Origin of the sequence: Pseudomonas sp. TE50-2, from assembly GCF_040813665.1 — a bacterium.
In the GTDB taxonomy this organism is placed as follows: domain Bacteria; phylum Pseudomonadota; class Gammaproteobacteria; order Pseudomonadales; family Pseudomonadaceae; genus Aquipseudomonas; species Aquipseudomonas soli.
On the sequence record NZ_JBFNXN010000001.1, the window covers coordinates 2,096,202 to 2,113,779 of the forward strand.

The 17,578-nt window shown below is 64.5% G+C and carries 13 protein-coding genes and 1 riboswitch; of the genes, 5 read left to right on the plus strand and 8 right to left on the minus strand.

What is annotated here, in order from left to right:
* Position 1: 1 nt before the first annotated feature.
* The gene (locus AAHK21_RS09560; protein WP_367857101.1) at positions 2-1,096 is read left to right on the plus strand and encodes an extracellular solute-binding protein; all 1,095 of its coding nucleotides are present in this window, start codon (positions 2-4) and stop codon (positions 1,094-1,096) included.
* A gap of 4 nt (positions 1,097-1,100) precedes the next feature.
* Positions 1,101-2,225 carry an agmatine/peptidylarginine deiminase gene (locus AAHK21_RS09565; RefSeq protein ID WP_367857102.1) on the plus strand — a complete coding sequence of 375 codons (1,125 nt, stop codon included), beginning with the start codon at positions 1,101-1,103 and terminating at the stop codon, positions 2,223-2,225.
* A gap of 48 nt (positions 2,226-2,273) precedes the next feature.
* Here the strand turns inward: AAHK21_RS09565 and AAHK21_RS09570 are convergent, their stop codons facing one another.
* From AAHK21_RS09570 to AAHK21_RS09605, 8 genes are all read right to left on the minus strand, one after another.
* Complete coding sequence (locus tag AAHK21_RS09570; protein WP_023631281.1) at positions 2,274-2,993, minus strand: OmpA family protein; 720 nt, start codon at positions 2,991-2,993, stop codon at positions 2,274-2,276.
* Positions 2,994-3,088: 95 nt separating this feature from the next.
* A complete protein-coding gene (locus tag AAHK21_RS09575; protein ID WP_046857107.1) occupies positions 3,089-3,733 on the minus strand; it encodes an MBL fold metallo-hydrolase in 645 nt (214 codons plus the stop codon).
* A 69-nt stretch (positions 3,734-3,802) separates the two neighbouring features.
* Positions 3,803-4,495 (minus strand): sensor histidine kinase KdpD, encoded by a 693-nt coding sequence (locus tag AAHK21_RS09580; RefSeq protein WP_023631285.1) that lies wholly within the window; start codon positions 4,493-4,495, stop codon positions 3,803-3,805.
* Entirely contained in the window at positions 4,492-6,099 is a 1,608-nt protein-coding gene (locus tag AAHK21_RS09585; RefSeq protein WP_038707358.1) for a tetratricopeptide repeat-containing response regulator, read from the minus strand. Before AAHK21_RS09585 ends, AAHK21_RS09580 begins: the two co-directional genes overlap by 4 nt.
* A 141-nt stretch (positions 6,100-6,240) precedes the next feature.
* Complete coding sequence (locus tag AAHK21_RS09590; protein ID WP_367857103.1) at positions 6,241-8,958, minus strand: LuxR C-terminal-related transcriptional regulator; 2,718 nt, start codon at positions 8,956-8,958, stop codon at positions 6,241-6,243.
* Positions 8,959-9,168: 210 nt separating this feature from the next.
* Positions 9,169-10,533 (minus strand): DUF1329 domain-containing protein, encoded by a 1,365-nt coding sequence (locus AAHK21_RS09595; protein ID WP_367857104.1) that lies wholly within the window; start codon positions 10,531-10,533, stop codon positions 9,169-9,171.
* Between the two features lie 25 nt (positions 10,534-10,558).
* Positions 10,559-12,496, minus strand: coding sequence for a DUF1302 domain-containing protein (locus tag AAHK21_RS09600; RefSeq protein WP_367857105.1), 1,938 nt, complete (start codon positions 12,494-12,496; stop codon positions 10,559-10,561).
* Positions 12,497-12,827: 331 nt separating this feature from the next.
* Complete coding sequence (locus AAHK21_RS09605; RefSeq protein WP_367857106.1) at positions 12,828-14,510, minus strand: fatty acid--CoA ligase; 1,683 nt, start codon at positions 14,508-14,510, stop codon at positions 12,828-12,830.
* Positions 14,511-14,700: 190 nt separating this feature from the next.
* Between AAHK21_RS09605 and AAHK21_RS09610 the strand changes: the two genes are divergently transcribed.
* The 3 genes from AAHK21_RS09610 (at position 14,701) to AAHK21_RS09620 (ending at position 17,544) form a co-directional block, all read left to right on the plus strand.
* The gene (locus AAHK21_RS09610; protein ID WP_367857107.1) at positions 14,701-15,666 is read left to right on the plus strand and encodes a 2-hydroxyacid dehydrogenase; all 966 of its coding nucleotides are present in this window, start codon (positions 14,701-14,703) and stop codon (positions 15,664-15,666) included.
* A 44-nt stretch (positions 15,667-15,710) separates the two neighbouring features.
* Positions 15,711-16,709, plus strand: coding sequence for a methyltransferase (locus tag AAHK21_RS09615; RefSeq protein ID WP_367857108.1), 999 nt, complete (start codon positions 15,711-15,713; stop codon positions 16,707-16,709).
* Positions 16,710-16,748: 39 nt separating this feature from the next.
* Positions 16,749-16,868: riboswitch (yybP-ykoY riboswitch) on the plus strand.
* Between the two features lie 91 nt (positions 16,869-16,959).
* Positions 16,960-17,544, plus strand: a complete 585-nt coding sequence (locus AAHK21_RS09620) for a TMEM165/GDT1 family protein (protein WP_172670939.1) — start codon at positions 16,960-16,962, stop codon at positions 17,542-17,544.
* Positions 17,545-17,578: the final 34 nt, after the last annotated feature.

Below are 17,578 nucleotides of genomic sequence, written 5' to 3' on the forward strand. Positions count from 1 at the left end.
CATGCCAAGCCGTCCATCGAAACTGCTCGCCATCGCTGCCCTGCTGGCCTGCGCCGGTGTTGCCCAGGCCGAACAGGACGCCCTGCGCCTGTATAACTGGGCCGACTATTTTGCCGAGGACACCCTCAAGCGCTTTACCGCCGAAACCAGCATCCCGGTGATCTACGACGTCATGGATGGCAGCGAGGTGCTCGAGGCCAAGTTGATGTCCGGGCGCAGCGGCTACGACCTGGTCTTCCCTGGCGACACCGTGGCCGAACGGCTGATGCGCGCCGGCAGCCTGCGGACACTGGATCGCAAGCAGCTGACCGCACTCGATGATATCGAGCCCGGCCTGCGCCAATTGCACGACCGCTACCCCAAGGCCAGCCAAGCCACCGTGCCCTACACCTGGGGCACCATCGGCCTGACCATGGACGCGAAGAAGATCCGCGAGCGCATGCCCGACGCCCCGCTCGACAGCCTCGACCTGCTGTTCAAGCCGGAGCTGGCGGCCAAGTTCGCCGACTGTGGCATCTCGATGATCGACTCGCCCGACGAAGTGCTGGCCGTGGTGCTTCACTACCTGGGCCGCGAGCCGCGCAGCGCCAAACGTGAAGACCTGGCCGCCGCCAGCGAGCTGCTCAAGGGCATCCGCCCGTACGTGCGCAAGCTGCAGTCGCAACCGGTCACCGAGCTGGTCAATGGCAACACCTGCCTGTCGCTGGGCTACAGCGGCGACGTGATCCAGGCCCAGCGCACCGCCGAAGCCGCGGGCAAGGCCATCGACTTCCAGTACCGCGTGCCTCGCGAAGGCACCACGGTGTGGATGGACACCATGGCCATCCCCGCCGATGCCAAGCACCCGGAGTACGCCTATCGTTTCATCAACTTCGTCATGCGCCCGGAGAACATGGCCGCGATCAGCAACTTCACCGGCTACCCCACTGCCAGTGCCAAGGCCCGGTCGCAGGTGGACGCGCGCCTGCGTGACAACCCGGACATCTACCTCAGCGATGCCACCTTCACCCGCTTGATCCCGGGCAAGGACATCCCCCAGGCCGACATGCGTGCGCGCATGCGCGTCTGGACCCGTTTCAAGACCGCACAGGACTGACCCCATGCCCACTCGCCGCACTTTCCTCCAACACATGAGCGTCGTCGCCGGCCTCGGTGCCGCCGCCGGCTTCGGCCTGCCCTTCGGCAGCGGCAGCGCCCGCGCCAGCGAAGCAGGCCGCTGGTTCATGCCCGACGAGGGTGAGCCGCACCAGCGCGCCTACATCGCCTTCGGCGCCCAGGACGCCATCTGGGAAGACTTCACCGAAGACGTCCAGGCCGCCCTCGGGCGCATCGCCCGCGCCATCGCTGCCTACCAGCCGGTGACAGTGTTCTGCCGCGCCAGCGAACGCGACATTGCCGAGGAGGAATGCGGCAGCCACAACATCACCTACGTCGAGACCGAGCTGGACGACATCTGGATGCGCGACATCGGCGCCAACTTCGTGGTCGATGACGATGGCACCCTGGGTGCCGTGGACTTCAACTTCAATGGCTGGGGCGGCAAGCAGCAACACCGCCATGACGCCAAGCTCGCGGCCCGTGTTGCAAAGTTGGGTGGCGCCCAGTACCAGCGCAGCGAGCTGGTGGGCGAAGGCGGCGGTATCGAAGTGGACGGCCATGGCACCGGGATCATGACCGAGAGCAGCTGGATCAACAGCAACCGCAACCCCAGCTGGAGCAAGGTCCAGGTCGAGGCGGAACTGAAGGAGCGGCTGGGGCTGCGCAAGATCATCTGGCTGCCGGGCATCAAGGGCAAGGACATCACTGATGCCCACGTGGACTTCTATGCCCGCTTTGCCGCGCCCGGCGTGGTGGTGGCGAACCTGGACAACGATCCGGCCTCCTACGACCACGAGGTGACACTCAAGCACCTCGAGATCCTGCGCAACGCCACCGATGCCGATGGGCGCAAGCTACAGGTACACACAATGTCGCCGCCCTTAAAACCAAGGCGCAGCAAGTTCAGCGAGGGCAATTCGGATTTCGCGGCGGGGTATATCAATTACTTCGTGATCAATGGAGCGGTGATCGCACCACAGTTCGGGGACCGCAGTGCCGATGAGCAGGCGCGGGCGTTGTTGGTGAAGCTGTACCCAGGGCGCAAGGTGGTGCAATTGGACATCGACGCCATTGCGGCGGGAGGGGGCGGGATTCACTGCGTGACCAACCAGTGCCCGGCGATCTAGCGCGGTTGCCGGGGCTGGCGCTCATCCCCGGCATCGCCAATCCGGCGCTTACGGATACTGCTGCACGGTCCCTTGCTGGTCATACTGCTGGCCCGGGATCGGCTTCAGGTTGACCTCGACCCGACGGTTCTGCGCACGGCCGTTGGCGTCGGCGTTGCTGGCGATCGGCTGGTCCGGGCCCATGCCACGCACGCTGACCCGTGACGAGTCCACGCCCTGGGAGGTCAGGTAGGTGCTGACCGCCTGGGCGCGGCGCTGCGACAGGTCCATGTTGTGCTGGCGGCTGCCGGTGCTGTCGGTGAAGCCCACCACTTCGATGGTGTTCTGGTTGAACTGCTTGAACGAGTTGGCCAGGTTGTTCAGCGGCGAGTAGAAGCTTGGGGCAATGTTCGCCGAATCGGTGGCGAAGGTGATGTTGCCCGGCATGATCAGTTTGATCTGGTCACCCTGGCGCTGCACTTCGACGCCGGTATTGGCCATCTGCGCCCGCAGCTCGGCTTCCTGCTTGTCGGCATAGTAGCCGTAACCGGCAGCGGCGGCACCGACCGCGGCGGCGCCGATCAACGCCCCCTTGCCACGGTTGTTGTGGTCGATGGCGGCACCGGCGATGGCACCGGCCAGCGCGCCCAGGCCACCATATTTGGCGGTCTTGCTCATCCCTGTGGAGCCCTGCGCCTGGCCCTGGCTGTCATACGGGTTGGGGCTGGCACAACCAGACATCAGCGCGGCGGCGGTAGCGACGATAATCAGACGACGCATGGTGAACATGGACAAGCTCCTACTGAAATTCGAAAGTGCAGCGGATCGACTACGGATCTATGCCAGCCTTGGATTGCAGCGCAGCGGAAAAATTCCATGAAACCTCAGGCGCGCACGAAGGGGTTCTCGCGCATCTCGTCGCCGAGGCGGGTGTCCGGGCCATGGCCGGTCACCACGATGGCGTCCTCATCCAGGCGGTACAGCCGTTCCTTGATGGAACGAACGATAGCCCGCTGATCGCCTCCCCACAAATCGGTGCGCCCGACACCACGGCGGAACAAGGTATCGCCGGCGATCAGCAACTTGTGCTCGGCGAACCAGAAACTCATCGAGCCCGGCGTGTGCCCGGGGGTGTGCAACGCCACGCCGCAGCCGCAGGCCAGCGCCTCGTCGTCGCTCAGCCAGCGGTCCGGCGACGGTACCGGCGTATAGGGCACGCCGAACATCTGGCACTGCATTTCCAGGTTTTCCCACAGCGGCTGGTCGGCCTTGTGCAGGTGCAGCGTGGCGCCGGTCAGCTCCTTGAGCCTGCCCGAGGCGAGGAAATGGTCGAAGTGCGCGTGAGTGTGGATGATGCTCACCAGGGTCAGGCCATGGTGCTGCAGGCGGGCGAGGATCTTCTGCTCGTCCCCGCCCGGGTCGACGACGATGGCGTGCTTGCTGACCGGGTCACCGATCAAGGTGCAGTTGCACTGCAAGGGGCCGACGGGGAAGGTTTCGCGGATGAGGCTAACGGGCAATGGGTTCATCGTTCTGGAACTCGGTACAGTCGATAGAGAGAGCAAATATGACCATGGTCCAGCTTGCCTCTCACCAAATCAAGGCAGATACAACCGGAACAACCCGCCCCCCAGCGTCCCGCCATTGGCGATCTCGATCCGCCCGCGCACGCCATTGCGCTCGTGCAACGCGGCAATCCGCGCCGCGAAATACAGCCCCAATCCAGTACTGCCACTCTGCGAATCGATGCCCTGCACGTAGTCATGCTGGCGTTCGAGCATGCGCTGTGGATAACCGGCGCCGTCGTCGTTGACGCTGATCACCAGCTGCTCGCCCTCTTCCTCGATGCTGATCAACAAGGCGTGGCCGGCATAGCGGATGGCGTTGGTAAGGACATTGGCCACCACCGAGGCGACCAGTTCACGGTCGAAGAAACCCAACGGGCTTTCGGTCTCGATGCGCCAGGTGGCGAGGATGTCGCGATGCTTGATCACGTCTTCCTGGGCCGCCAGCTGGGCCTCGATGAAGTCGTCCAGCTCGTGGTAGTCCGGGCAGATGGGCAACTGGTTGACGCCCAGCTTGTACAGCCCAAGCAACTGCACCAGCATGCCATTCAGGTGGCTGAGTTCGTGCTCCACCACGCCCTGCTCGGTACCGCCGCGCAGCTCTTCGGGCAGGCGCGCCAGCCATTGGCTGTGGGCGTGGGTCAGCGCCGAGAGGGAGTTCTTCAGATCGTGCACGGTGGAGGCGATCACCGTGGAAAAATCCAGCCCCTGGTTGTCCTGGTTCATGCGCCAAAGACCCGGATGTGCAGTTTGCGGTAACGGTCGTAGCGGCTGTCGCTGGCGGGAATGCCGGCCACGCTGGTAAGACAGTCGCGGCACTCCTGCATCAACGCCGGCGGTGGCGTCTCGCCGCCGATGCGCAGCAGCGCCTGGGCGGTGTTCAGGGCGATGCTGATGTTCTTCGGCTGCAGCGACAGCGCCTTGCGGAACATGCCCAGCGCCTCGTTGAGCTGGCCACCCTGGTAGCTGCGCACGCCCTGGCGATTGAGGTCCACGGCTTCGGTCACCGCCCCCAGCACCAGCGGGTCGTCGGTGAGTTTGGCGACGCTCTGCATGACCTTGGGGTCGTCCCCGTAGGTTTCCACGCAGCCCTTGAGGATAGAGGTGCCCGCCGCGTCCTGACCAAGTTGCTGCAATTGCTTGGCCACCGTCAGCGCCGCCTCGACGGAGAAGAACTGATCCATCTTTTCCAGGCGCAGCATGGCCTGCTCGGTGAGCTTGGCGGCGGTGTCCGGGTCACCGGCCTGCTGCAGGCTGGCAGCCTTCATCAAGCGGGCACGCACCTGCAGGCCCTGGTCCTCGACGTTCTCCTTGGCCACCTCACTGAGCACGGTGTTGATTTCCACCCGGGTGCGCGCATCGAGACCGTTGCCGGTGTTCTTGCTCATCAGCGCCTGGACCAGGCCGAGATTGCTTTCGGCGTCCTTGTAGCGCGAGCTCTGCCCTTGGTTGACCGCATGGCGATAGGCCTTGGACGCGCTTTCGAAGTCGGCGTTGTCCAGCGCCAGCTTGCCCAGCGCGGCCTGGCGGCGCACGGCGAGCGGCGACAGGCGCACAGCCTCCTCGAGCATGTGCTGGGCGCGCTTGGTTTCGCCCTGGGCCACCAGCACGTCGGCCATGCCATCGTACAGGTTGGGCATGATCGGGAAGGCCTTGAGGGCCTGCTCGTAGACGCCCTGGGCCTGGGCGTTCTGGCCACGCTTGTGCAACAGGCTGCCGAGCGCCGCGTAGGCCCAGGGCTGCGGGCGGCTGGCCAGGATGTTCTTGAGGAACTTCTCCAGCTCGTCGAAACGATTGAGGTCGCGCAAGGCATCGGCGCGATAGCGCAGGCACAACGGGGCGAACCGCGGGTCTTTCTTGCACAGCTCGGCGCAGGCGGCGAGCACCTCGGCCGGGCGGCTGCGGTCCAGGGCCTGGAGGATGGGCTTGAGCAAGGTCTTGCGCTGGGTCAGTTTCTCCAGACGCTGGGCCAGGCCCACGCGGTTGAAGGGCTTGGTCAGGTAGGCGTCGGGTTCGTGCTCGATAGCGCTGAGCACGATGGCCTGGCTGCTCTCGGCGGTGACCATGATGAACACGCATTCATGGCTGATGAGCTTGTCGAGAATCAGGTCCTCGAGCACCTGCTGGCCATTCTTCTTGCCATCGCCCAGGTGGAAATCCTGGAGGATGAAGTCGTAGCGTTTCTGCCCGCACATGCGCAGCGCCTGTTCGCCACTGTCGGCGGTGTCCACGTCGCGTACGCCCAGCTCGCGAAGCATCGAGCGGGTCGAGGTGCGGAAGTCGGTAAAGTCGTCGACGATCAGAAAGCTTTTTTGCCCGTACTGCAGCATCAACACGACCTGTATTGAAAGATGTGGGGAAGTGGCGATGCATGCCGCCGAAATGTTTATCGGCAGAAGATCGGGAAAGATGAGCCCGCAACGGCGATAGCCTGGTGCCGCTATCTTAACGGCCGCCCCTGCCGCGAACCACTAGACTAGCAACCCGAGGGACTTGGCCCTGGCCACCGCCTGGGTACGCCGCTCCACACCCAGCTTGCTGTTGATATGACTGGCGTGGGTCTTGACCGTATGCAGGGAAATGAACAGCCGCTCGCTGATCTGCTGGTTCGAGCAACCCTGGGCGATAAGTTCGAGCACGGCGAACTCGCGGCTGCTCAGGGCCTCGGTGGTGCAGGTACTGGCAACGAGGGATTGCGGCAGGTACGTCAGCAGATCGCGCTGCACGGGGCAGGCGGCACGGCCGGCCAACTGCTCACGCAGCCATTGTGGCTGCTCCTCGATCAAGCGCTGGAATGCCTGCAAGGCACCGCCCTGCGCGGCCTCCAGTGCCTGCGCAAGCAACTTGGCCGCCTCGGGTTCACGCCCCTGGGCCAACAGCAACGCGATCAACTGGCATTGCGCGCTGACCATCAGCGTCATGCCAGCGCTGGCCTGCCCGCGCTCGATCAGCCTGTGCAGCCTCGCTTCGGCATCGTCGACACGGGCCAGCACCCGCTCCAGCAACGCTTGCTGCAACTCGATATGCAGCGGCAACAAGGGGTGGAACTCCGGCGCGGCGGCAGGCTGCTCGCCACCATAGGTCTGCCCCAGGCGCAACAGCCACGACTCCGCCAGGTCCGTACGGCCCTGGGCCAACCAGAGCTCGCATTTCACCAGGGTAATCATGGCCAGGTAGAAGATCGGCGGCACATCCCAGATATGCATCAGCCGCTCGGCCTCGGCCAGCTCGGAGAATGCCTCGGCGAACCGCCCTTCGCGCCCATCGAGCGAAGCGATCACACAGTGCCCGATCAGGACACTGATATCGCGACAGCTCCGCGCCTCGCTGAGCCCAGCGCGCAAACGCGCACGGCCCGGGGCACAGTGCAGGCGGGTGGCCAACAGGTAGCCCTCGTACAAGGTGAGGCGGGCGCGCACCGCATACAGGCGTTGCCCCGACAGGCCCTGCAACCGTTGCAGCCCCTGACGCACTTCATCCAGTGCCCGCAATATCTCGCCTCGAGCGTGCAGCACCCGCGCCCGGTCGTAATGGGCCAGTGCCTCGAACAGCGGGTTGCCGACCCGTTGCGCCAGCTCGAGCGCCTCTCGGTTCCAGCCCCGCGCGCGCCAGAAATCGCCATCGGCGATGGCCAGGTTCGACAAGGTCGACAGGCACACCAAGCGCTGCCCATAACGTTTGCTCGGCAAGCTCTGCAGCGCCTCGCCACAGTAGGCGAGGGTTCGCTCGCGATCACCACGGCCGCGGGCGATGACCCCGCTCAAGGCCAGCCACTGGGCGAGCATCGATTTTTGCGCCGTGGCCGAAGGCGCGGGCAGGAAACGGCTCAGGTAGGCCGCCAGTTCCTCGGCGGCGTCCAACTGGCAGGCAAGCCCCAGGGCCCAGCTGTACAGGACAATCAACCTGGGCGTACTGATCAGCAGGCTGTCGGGCAAATCCATTTTCCAGCGCAGCAGCATGCCCACATTCTGCTCGGCGAGCAGTTGCTCCTCCGACAGGCTTTGCACCAGGTCCGCCGCCACATCCAGGTGGCCGGCCCGCAGGGCCTGCTCCACCGCTTCGTCCAGCAGGCCCTGCCCCTCGAACCAGCGGCAGGCACGCAAGTGCAACCCCGCCTGGGGGCCACTGGCCTGCCGGCTGCGCAACAGATCGGAAAACAGATGGTGATAGCGGAACCACAGGCCATGCTCATCCAGCGGCACCAGGAACACCTGGTGGGCCTGCAGGTAACGCAGGATCTCGGCACTGTCGTGCCGCTCGCGCAGGGCATCACACAGTTCGGCGCAGAAACGCTCCTGGCAGGCGGTGTCGTAGAGAAACGCCTGCACGGGCGCCGGCAGTATCTCGATCACTTCCTCGAGCAGGTAGTCGCGAATCAGTCCCTCGCCGCCATGCAGTGCCTGGGGCAAGGCGTTGTCATCGCCGGATTCGCTGGCCGCCAGCTGCCAGAAGCGCAGCCCGGCCACCCAGCCGTCGCTGCGCTGGATCAGGTTGTCCAGGGCCTGACCACGCAGGCCGGTGGGCTGGCGACCAATCACCGCCAACGCTTCATCGGCAGTCAGGCGCAAGTCCTGCTCGTTGAGCTCGACCAGCTGGCGCGACAAGCGCAGGCGTGCCAGGTGCCAGTCGGGCCGCTGACGGCTGGTGACCAGCAGGACCAGCCCGGCAGGCAGGTGATTGAGGAAGAACTGCAAACATCGATCGAGCACCGGGCCCTGGGCCAGATGGTAGTCATCCAGGACCAGCAGCAGGGGTGTATCCGGCTGCAGATAGAGCGCGAGCTCATCGAGCAGCCCATCGAGCCATTCCTCGAAGGCGAAGGGCTGATGACGCTGGCGCATCTTCAACAGGCCCATGGCCTGCCCGCCGAGCGCCGGGCAGAACTGCTGCAGCCCTTCGAGCAGGCGCTCGAGAAAGCGGCCCGGGTCAGCATCGCGCTGGCTCAACCCTAGCCAGAGGCTGCGCCAATGGCCGGGCAACTCCTGGCAGAACTCGATGGCGAGCGAGCTCTTGCCGAACCCGGCCGGTGCGTTCACCAACAGCAGACGCCCGCCCAGCCCGCCTTGCAAGCGCTGGCACAAGCGAGCTCGGGGGACGTGGGCCTCCGGCAGGGGTGGACGGAAGAAACGCCCGTCCAGCAGGCCCAGGGCCTGGCTGGCGACTCCATGCGTACGGGACAAATCTGTCATGGCCGGCTCGTTCTGATTGGAGTAATGCGGCAGTACGGATGGTTGCGAGACTAGCGGCAAACGCGGCGCATTTGAAGATGATGGAAACGCATCGAGCGAAAAAGACTACAACAAAAAGAAACAATGCTGACCGGCGGACACCTCTGGAACAGAAACGCCCCGGCAAGCCGGGGCGTTCTGGGAGATCAAACGGAGTTTGCGTTTAACGGTTCAACGGACACCTGACTGACGCAGCGCTGCCGGCTGGAACTCAGCCTTGCTGGCGCTGAAGCCGAAGTTGTAGGCACTTTTCTCTTCGTTCTTCATGCCCAGCGCCAGGTAGCGGCCCGATTGCAGGTCGTAGATGGCTTCCAGGGTGTACCACGGCACCTGCACGTTGTAGTACGGCTGGGCGTGAGCCTCGGAAACACGCCACAGCTGGTTGCGGCCGTCATACTGGTCGATCACCGCGGCCTGCCAGGTGTCCTCGTCGATATAGAAGTCACGCTTGGCATAGATATGGCGCTGGCCCGGCTTGAGCGTGGCGACCACGTGCCAGACACGACGCAGCTCGTAACGCGACAGGTCCTGGTTGATATGCCCGGCCTTGATGATGTCGCTGTACTTGAGCTTCGGATCGTCCAGCTTGTAGGCGTTGGAGGCGATGTACATCTCCTTCTTGCCTTCGAGCTTCCAGTCGTAACGGTCTGGCGCGCCGTTGTACATGTCCAGGTTGTCGGAGGTGCGCAGGCCGTCGGCGGCGGTACCCGGGCCGTCGTACGACACTTGCGGCGCCTGGCGCACACGGCGCTGGCCGGCGTTGTAGATCCAGGCCTTGCGCGGTTCCTTGACCTGGTCGAGGGTTTCGTGGACCAGCAGCACGGTCCCGGCCAGACGGGCCGGAGCGGTCACTTCCTGCTTGAAGTAGAACAGGATGTTGCCGGGGTTGGCCGGATCGTAGTCCTTCATCTTGTCGCGGAAGACGAACTGGTCCTGGAAGTACACCAGACTGTAGGAGCCGTTCTGCTGCGGGGTGGCCTGGGTGACCAGGCGGGTCACGCTGCCGCCACGGTAGCGGGTGATGTGGTTCCAGATCACCTCCAGGCCGTCCTTGGGAATCGGGAACGGCACGGCGGTCTTGAAGTTCTCCAGGCCGTTGCCACCGGCGACCAGGGTGGTCTTGCTGGCGTTTTCCTTGATGGCGGCGAAGACATCGTCCGGCACCGTGGAGCCGCGGTGGGTCTTGTACACCGGAATCTTGTAGCTATCCGGGTAACGCTTGAACATCGCCACCTGGCCAGGCGAAAGCTTGTCCTTGTACTGGTCGACGTTCTGCGCGGTGATGGTGAACAGCGGTTTTTCGCTGGCGTAAGGGTCGGAGAGGAAGCCCTTGGCGTCGGCACTGCCGGCGCTCTTGGACAGCGGCTCCCACGGGCCGATGGAACCATCGGCGTTACCGGCCTTCTCGGCGCCCATCGGGGTGAGCGACGCGCCCAGCTTGGCGGCCTCGTCAGCGGAAACCGCAGCCATGACGCTGGTTGCCAGCAGGGACATGCCCAGTACACCGGCTTGCAGCAGACGTGTGGTCATTTTCATTCTTTGTCGTCCTGGATCAATGTTCTTAGAAGTTCACGCCGAAGCTGAGCGCGACGAAGTCGCGGTCATCCACGGTGGTGTACTTGCCATCGAAGAAGTTGGTGTACGACAGGCTCGCCGTGTAGGTGTTCTGGTACTCGGCGTCCAGGCCCAGGCTGATGGCCTTGCGCCCTTCCTCGAAGTTGCCGCCAGGGCCCGGGGAGTAGCCGTCGACGTCGTGGGACCAGGCCACGCTCGGGCGCAGGTTCACACCGGCGAAGACGTTGTTGTAGTCCCAGATGGCGCGAACGCGATAACCCCAGGAGTCGGAGGTAGTGAAACCGTCGTTTTCGCAATAGCGCGACAGGTTGTTCTGCTCGACACCCGCCAGCGTCGTGGCGTTGAGGCTCTGGCAGCGGCCGTTGGGCAGCGGGCCAGGGCCGTAGACCGGGTCGCGGCCATAGCGGGCCTTGGAGGTGCTTTCCAGGCCACCGACGTGAGTCCAGCCTACCTCGCCGACCATGGTCAGACGCTCGGCGCCCATGACTTGGTCGAAGAAGTGGGTGAACGTGGTTTGCAGCTGGGTGATTTCCTTGCGGCGATAGCCAGGCTGGTCAGTGTTAGGCGTGCCCTTGAGGACGGATGCATTGGGGTCCAGCGGCGTCAGCCCTGAATAGAGGATGTCGGTGGTGTTCAACTGCACCGGCGCATTCGGCCGGTAGCTGATCTCACCGCTCCAGGCCGTGCCGGTGGGCAAGGTGGTGGAGAAGCTCAGGCCGTAGAGGCGGATGTCTTCCGGGTACTCGACGTAGTAGCTGGAGTTACCCGCCACGTACAACGGCATCAGGGCCTGGAGCAGCGCCGGGTTGGTGGCGGCGGCCCCCGGAACACCTGCCCTGACCAGTGCCCCAGCCAGGTTGGCCGGGTTGTAGAAGCCGGCGGCGGCGCCGCGGCCGCTGAAGATTGGCGCCCGGCTGTGGTAGTTCATGAAGTAGCCACCGAACTCGGTATTCAGAGGCTCGTACATGTAGCGCAAGGCCACACCGAACTGGCCGCTGTCACGGGCATCACGGTCGGGGCCGCGGCGCACGATCACGCCTTCGTCCGGCGAGCCCCAGGACACGCCCTGCCCGGTCAATGCGTTCATGGCAGGCCCGGCAAACGGGCCGATCCGTGCAGCAAGGCTGTTAGCGACGTTGGCCTGCTTGGCCAACACCGCCAGGTTGTTGTTGCAGCCGTCGGCGATCACGTCAGGCTGGGAGAAGAAGGTCCCGCAGTTGTCGACGACGGTCTGGTCCCACTCGATCTGGTAGAAGCCCTCTGCGGTGAGGTTGTCAGTCACGCTCTGCGACACGTAGAACATGTTGACGGGGATCAGGCCTTCCTTGATCTCCGCGCCAGGGCGACGGAACGCCGAGACATCGATGGGGTTGATGGCGTTGATACCGCCGCCGATGAAGGTACTCTCACCCCAGCTCACCACCTGCTTGCCCAAGCGCACGTTGCCCGGCAGGTCGCCGATGCTGTAGTTGTGGTAGACGAAGGCGTCGAGCAGTTCCGCGCCCGAGGACTTGGCGCCCTCCTTGCGGTTCGAATCGCTGATGTCCTTGAACTGGCGGTTTTCATCCTTGAGCTCGAAGTCGTACCAGTACTTGCCGCGGACGAATACGCCCGTGTCGCCGTACTTGAGCTCCAGGTCGTGGATGCCCTTGAAGATCTTCGAGAACGTCTCGCCTTTCTTGAAGTTCAGGTGGCCATCGTCGGAGGTCTGCGACAGCCCCCTGCCGCCGTTGTTGGCCCCGATGAGGTTCTTGTTGGGGTTGGCTGTCGACCAGCTGGCGCCAACGGAGAGCGACGAGTCGAACTGGCCTTCGATTTCACCGATGTTGAAGCTGACCGCGAAAGCAGGACTTGCGAGCGTGGAAGCGAGGCTGACGGCCAGGGGCAGTTTCGCCCGGCGCCAGAACGGGTTTGCAGATGTCATCGACGCTACTCCATGTACTTTTTTGTTATGGCAGTGAGTCCTTTCAGAAACGGCTCGAGCGCCTGGTGAAGCAGGCTCCTGCCCGTGACGCCGCGCGTTGCCGTGCGGCGCCCTCCCCCATTCCTGAAAATCCCCTGACCCGACTATAGCCAGCGGTCACAGGTGCTTGATCCCTCTAAAGTGTGATTTGCGCGTCCTGCTTGCGGCCCACCCCGATCGGCCGGCCTGCGCGCTGGCAGTGCTCAAGCATGGCTCAATTCTGCTGTTTGACAAGGCGGCATACTGTCTAGTCTGCGGGGTCGCGCTGAAAGAAGCACGACCCGCGCCTGGGTTACAGAGTGGAAAGGAAAGCGCTGTTACTGGCCTGCCACTGGCTGATGTCCACGCGGATGCGCTTCTTGTCCAGCTTGCCGACGCTGGTCTTGGGAATTTCAGTAACAAGGGCGATCTGGCTGGGAATCGCCCACTTGTTGATGTGCCCCTGCTCGACGAAAGGCTTGAGGTGCTCCTTGAGCGCACGTGCATCGATACTCTGCCCCTCGCGCACCACCAGCAACGCGAACGGGCGCTCGCCCCATTGCGGATCGGGCACCCCGACCACCGCGACCTCGCGCACCGCAGGGTGGCGACTGATCAGGTCTTCCAGGTCGAGCGACGAGATCCATTCGCCACCGGTCTTGATCACATCCTTGATGCGGTCGCGAATATCGATGAAGCCCATGCCATCGAGCGTGGCGACATCGCCGGTGTGCAGCCAGCCACCCTGCCAGAGTTCCTCGCCCTTCTCCGGCTCGCGGAAGTAGCCCATGGTCAGCCAGGGCGCGCGCAGCACCAGCTCGCCCTGGGTTTCGCCATCGGCGGGCAGGAAATTGCCATTGCCATCGACGATGGCGGCTTCGACCAACGGCACCGGCACGCCAGCCTTGATCCGGTAGCTGGTACGCTCATCCTCGCTGCCGGCCTGCAACTCGTCATTCAGGTGCGCGGCGCTGATCAGCGGGCAGGTTTCGGACATGCCGTAGGCGGCGGTGAGCTGGATACCACGGGCCAGTGCGGCCTGGTACAGGGCGCGGTTGAGCGCGCTGCCGCCGATGATGATCTTCCAGCCACCGAAATCCTGGCCGGCTGCCGACGGACAGTTGAGCAGCATCTGCAGGATGGTCGGCACGCAATGGGAGAAGGTCACTTTCTCCTCACGCCACAGCCTGATCAGCATGTCCGGCTCATAACGCCCGGGGTAGACCTGCTTGATGCCCATCATGGTCGCCGCGTAGGGGATGCCCCAGGCATGCACATGGAACATCGGCGTGATCGGCATGTAGACATCGTTGCTGCTCAGCAGCCTCACGCTGTCGAGGCTGCCGAGGACCGAGGTTTCGGCCAAGGTATGCAGCACCAGCTGGCGATGGGTGAAGTAGACGCCCTTGGGGTTGCCCGTGGTGCCGGTGGTGTAGAAGGTGGTAGCCACCGAGTTTTCATCGAAATCGGGGAAGTCATAATGCGGGCTCGCCGCTGCCAGCAGTTGCTCGTACTCGCCTTGCAAGCCCGGCAGGTCGGCAGACTTGTCCGGCCCGTCGGTCAGCAACACGGTACCTTGCACCGTGGTCAGCTGCCCGGCGATGGCCTGGTAGAGGCCGATGAAATCACTGTTGACCAGCACGAAGCGGTCTTCGGCGTGGTTCATGGTGTAGAGGATCTGCTCCGGCGACAGGCGCACGTTGATGGTGTGCACCACGGCGCCGATCATCGGGATGGCGAACATGCATTCCAGGTAGCGGTGGCTGTCCCAGTCCATCACCGCCACGGTGTCGCCGGCCTTCACGCCAGCCTCGGTCAATACGTTGGCCAGGCGGGCGATACGCTCGTTCAACTGCGGGTAAGTGAGGCGGATCTGGTCGCGGTAGACGATCTCGCGGGTCTTTTCGTAGCGGCTGCCGGACATCAGCAGGCGCTTGATCAACAGTGGGTACTGGTAGGCGCCCTCGGCGGGCTTGATGATGCGTGTCTGCAACATGGGTATCCCTTTTCTTCAAAGCGGGCAGGACAGTTCAGGCAACAACTGTAGTTCGGTGACGCAGCGGTCAAATCAGCCGAAGGAATGATTTGTGCCGTGCGGGTATGAGCGCAGGCGCTACCGTTGACGAGCGGCGGCGCCGGGCCGGACACTGCGCCGAGCCCATCCTGCCCTGCCACCGGAGCCCCTGATGTCCAGCCCACGTCGCGCCGTGTTTCTCGATCACCAGTCACTGGACCTGGGTGACCTCGACCTTTCGCCCTTGCATGCCCAGTTCGACACGCTGCAACTGCATGCCACGACCCGCCCGGAGCAGGTCGCCGAACGCCTGCAAGGTGCCGTGGCCGTCATCAGCAACAAAGTGATGCTCGATGCCGCCACGCTGGCCGCCAACCCGCAACTCAAGCTGATCCTGGTGGCCGCCACCGGCACCAACAATGTCGACCTGGCCGCCGCCCGCGCCCAGGGCGTCACCGTAAGCAACTGCCAGGGCTACGGCACGCCGTCGGTGGCCCAGCACACCCTGGCCCTGCTGCTGGCCCTGGCCACGCGCCTGTGCGACTACGAGCAAGCGGTGAAGGCCGGGCAATGGGCCAAGGCCAACCAGTTCTGCCTGCTGGATTTCCCCATCGTCGAGCTGGAGGGCAAGACCCTCGGCCTGCTCGGCCATGGCGAACTGGGCGGCGCGGTGGCGCGCCTGGCCGAGGCCTTCGGCATGCGCGTGCTGAGCGGGCAGATCCCCGGCCGGCCACCCCGGGCCGATCGCCTGCCACTGCACGAATTGCTGCCACAGGTCGATGCCCTGACCCTGCACTGCCCGCTCAACGAGCAGACCCGGCACATGATCGGTGCCCGTGAGCTGGCGCTGCTCAAGCCCGACGCGCTGGTGGTCAACACCGCCCGCGGCGGGCTGATCGACGAACAGGCCCTGGCCGACGCCCTGCGCAGCGGCCACCTGGGTGGCGCAGCTACCGATGTGCTGAGCGTCGAACCGCCGGTCAACGGCAACCCGCTGCTGGCGGCGGACATCCCCCGCCTGATCATCACCCCGCACAGTGCCTGGGGCGCGGTGGAGTCGCGCCAGCGCATCGTCGGCCAGCTGGCCGAGAACGCCCAGGCCTACTTCGCCGGGCAGCCGCGACGCGTGGTCGGCTGACCCGCCTCTGGTACACTGCGCCACTTTTTCAGGAGGCGTCGTCCATGGACCCGCGCAGTGAAGTGTTGCTCCGCCAGGCAGAGCTGTTCCAAGGCCCGCTGCTGGTCGCCGGCGCCCAGGCCGATGGCCTGCTCGGCCAGTTGCCTGGGGCCCACGGCTGGACCTGGCATGCCGGTGACCAGGCCGTGCTCGAGAGCCGCTTCGCCGGGCGCAGTCACTACGGTGTCGAGGTTCCCGAGGTAGCCTTCGACGCCGCCGTGCTGTTCCTGCCCAAGTCACGCGAGCTGGCGGCCTACCTGCTCAACGCCCTGGCCTCGCGCCTTGCCGGTCGCACGCTGTACCTGGTGGGGGAGAAACGCGGTGGCGTCGAGGGCGCGGCCAAGCAATTGCAGGCCTTCGGCCGGCCGCGCAAGCTCGACAGCGCCCGCCACTGCCAGCTATGGCAGGTGACCGTGGACAACGCGCCCGAGGCCAAGTCGCTGGAAAGCCTGGCCGAGCGCTTCGAACTGCCACTCGAAGATGGCCCGCTGCAGGTGATCAGCCTGCCCGGCGTGTTCAGCCACGGACGCCTGGACAAAGGCACGGCCCTGCTCCTGGAACACCTCGACGGCCTGCCGAACGGCCATGTCCTGGACTTCGGCTGTGGTGCCGGTGTGCTCGGGGCCACGATCAAGCGTCGCTATCCGCAGAGCCAGGTCACCTTGCTCGATGTCGACGCCTTCGCGGTCGCGGCCAGTCGCCTGACCCTGGCCGCCAATGGTCTGGAAGGCGAGGTGATCAGCGGTGACGGGATCGATGCGGCCCCCAGCGGGTTGGATGTCATCCTGAGCAATCCGCCGTTCCATACCGGTGTACACACCGACTATCACGCCTCGGAAAACCTGCTGAAAAAATCCAGGGAACATCTGCGAAAAAGCGGTGAAATCCGTTTGGTAGCCAACAGTTTCCTTCGTTACCAACCGCTCATCGAAGGCGCCCTGGGCAACTGTGAGATCCGTGCCGAAGCACAAGGTTTTCGCATCTACCGCGCAACACATGGATAAAAACAGGGCTTGCCGAAAGCGATTCGCCTAGGCAGAATCCGCTCCGTCCTAGGGGAGTAGTCTCCCGCGAGCACCCTGCTCGCCCGGTACGCGTCAACACACTTGGCCCACAGGCCATGGCGCGTGCGACCCACGATCTGCGCAGACAGGTCCAGGGTTTGACAAGACCTATGACACGCACACCTTACCCGGGGCGGGGAGGTCGTACGTGTCATAGCCGTGTCGACCCGCCCCCGTAGGAATCCTGATGCTGGAATCATTGCTCGTCCCTACCGCGATCGTCGCGCTTGCCGAAATCGGCGACAAGACGCAATTGCTCGCGCTCATCCTCGCCGCCCGTTTCCGCAAGCCCTGGCCGATCATTGCCGGGATCGTCGCCGCGACGCTGGCCAACCATGCCGCCGCTGGCGCGGTCGGTGCCTGGGTCAGCAGCTTCTTCACCGAGTCGGTACTGCACTGGATCCTCGCCGCGAGCTTCACCGCCACCGCGTTGTGGACCCTGGTGCCGGACAAGATGGACGATGAAGAAACCAGCAATGCACGACGGTTCGGGCCATTCGTGACCACGCTGATCGCGTTCTTCCTCGCCGAAATCGGCGACAAGACCCAAGTGGCCACGGTGATGCTGGCCGCCCAGTATCCGCACCTGATCATGGTGATCATCGGCACCACCCTGGGCATGCTGATCGCCAACGTGCCGGTGGTGCTGGCGGGCAACTTCGCGGCGGAGAAACTGCCGCTGACGCTGATCCGTCGCCTGGCGGCGACCGCGTTCATCGTGCTGGCCATCGTCGCGGTGTACTCGGCGATGAAGACCAGTGGCTGGATAGGCTGACCGTAGATGCGGGCTTGCTTTCGCTCTGAAGATG